At 66.1% G+C, this 1,317-nt stretch carries 1 pseudogene; it reads right to left on the bottom strand.

Annotated elements, in window-relative coordinates:
• Positions 1-30 precede the first annotated feature (30 nt).
• Positions 31-1,265 (bottom strand): annotated as a pseudogene (locus tag EER30_RS46650) (IS3 family transposase).
• Positions 1,266-1,317: the final 52 nt, after the last annotated feature.

Genomic DNA, 1,317 nt, shown 5'->3' with positions numbered 1-1,317 from the left:
TGTCAAGCCCCGGGTTTGATGGAGAGTTGGTTAGCTGGTTTCCAGGGTTGCGGTGACCGGGTGGGTCATCGCGTGTAGGGCTTCGTGTTCGGCGGGTGGGACGTGGTCGAGCTCGCCGTGCAGCCTGCGGTTGTTGTACCAGTCGATGTATTCGACGGTGGCCATCTCGAGGTCGTCGAGGCCGCGCCAGGGGCCTTTGTTACGTACGAGTTCGGCTTTGTAGAGGGAGTTGAACGCCTCGGCCATCGCGTTGTCGAACGAGTCGCCTTTCGAGCCGACCGAGGCGACGGCGCCGGCCTCGGCGAGCCGCTGGCTGTAGCGGATTGCTCGATATTGGACTCCCCGGTCGGAGTGATGGACTAGTTTCCGCAGGTCAGCGCCCTGGTTCTGGCGTCGCCAGATGGCCATCTTCAACGCGTCCAACGCGAGATCGGTGTAGAGGCTGGTGGCGACTTGCCAGCCGACGATCATGCGGGAGTGCACGTCCAGCACGAACGCGGCATAGACCCAGCCCACGCTGGTGCGCACGTAGGTCAGATCGGCGACCCACAACTGGTTCGGATGTTCTGCGGTGAAGTCACGTTTGACCAGGTCAGCGGGCCGTCCGGTCTCCGGGGCGGGCCGGGTCGTGCGCGGCGATTTATCCCGCAGCAGCCCGCGTAACCCGGCTGCGCGCATGAGCCGCTCGACGGTGCACCGGGCCACCGGCGCGCCTTGGCGGTGCAGCTCGTGCCAGACCTTGCGGGCCCCGTAGACGCTGTAGTTGTCCTCGTGGATCTGCTCGATCGTCGCCGTCAGCTTCTCGTCGCGCCGCGACCGGGGAGAGGCGGGGCGGGTTTTGGCGGCGTAGTAGGTCGACGGTGCGATCTGCGCCGGCGTGCTTTCGAGCGCCTGCAGGACCGGCTGGACACCGTGTTCGGCCTTCTGGGAGTCGACGAAGGCGACCTTCATCGCGACGGACGGTCCAGCTCCGCCGCGAAGAAAGACGCCGCGGACTTCAGGATCTGATTCGCCCGGCGCAACTCGCGATTCTCCCGTTCGAGGGCGGCCAGGCGTTCCGCGTCGCTGCTGGTCGTGCCCGGCCGATCCCCGGCATCGATCTCGGCCTTCTTCACCCAGCCGCGTAACGCTTCCGGATGGATTCCGAGCTGATCGGCGATCCGCCGGATCGCGCCGACCGCGCTGGCCGGGTCACGGCGGGCCTCGACCGCCAACCGGGTCGCACGCTCACGCAGCTCATCGGGGTACTTCTTCGGTGCCGGCATAGCTAAATCTTCTCCCAGGTTTCGATGTCTCCATCAAACCCGGGGCGAAACA

This window comes from Actinoplanes solisilvae, assembly GCF_003999975.1.
In the GTDB taxonomy this organism is placed as follows: domain Bacteria; phylum Actinomycetota; class Actinomycetes; order Mycobacteriales; family Micromonosporaceae; genus Actinoplanes; species Actinoplanes solisilvae.
This window is presented reverse-complemented; position numbering and strand designations above follow the sequence as displayed.